The organism is Roseovarius sp. D22-M7 (genome assembly GCF_037083785.1).
In the GTDB taxonomy this organism is placed as follows: domain Bacteria; phylum Pseudomonadota; class Alphaproteobacteria; order Rhodobacterales; family Rhodobacteraceae; genus Roseovarius.
Genome location: NZ_JBAPKY010000228.1, coordinates 1 through 545, shown reverse-complemented (window position 1 = coordinate 545; position 545 = coordinate 1). Strand labels below are relative to the sequence as shown.

1 protein-coding gene is annotated in these 545 nt (G+C 63.7%); it reads right to left on the bottom strand.

The features are described 5' to 3' along the window. A partial coding sequence (locus tag V8324_RS22280) for an IS110 family transposase (RefSeq protein ID WP_336422047.1) occupies positions 1-340 on the bottom strand: 340 nt, incomplete at its 3' end. Positions 341-545 lie beyond the last annotated feature (205 nt).

Below are 545 nucleotides of genomic sequence, written 5' to 3'. Positions count from 1 at the left end.
CCGGGGTAGGCTCAAGCGCCAGGGTGGATCCCATATGCGCCAGCATCTGCGCGTCGACGCGGTCGGTCTTGGCGATTTTTCCGGTCGCCTGCGCGTAGCGGCGCGCACGCGAAGGATTCACCTTGACCGGACCGTGTCCCGCCTTCGACACCGCCGCCTCGAGATCGCGATGAAAGCGTCCCGTGGCCTCGTAGACGACGCGGACCGGTACTGCCCCGAGCCATTTGCACAGCGCCTTGAGCCCCGGCACGTCGTTGGAAAACCGCATGTGCTTGCGGTCGGAAAGTCGCCAGACGTCGAGACTGGCTTTGGAAATGTCCACTCCGATGGTATCGTTCATTGCTTTTCGTCTCCTGGCCTTGTCATGCGGGGCAACGGGCAAGCCGTTCCCCAGGTATCCGTTCAGGACATGCGAAAAGCGGGGGGTGACCCTACTACTGACCGGCCCTGATGCGACCACCTCCATAACGGTCCGGCCCCCCGCTGCTTCCCGGCATATTTGGGGTGCCGGGAAGCAGCTCCCGTATCGCACGGGAACTGGGGTT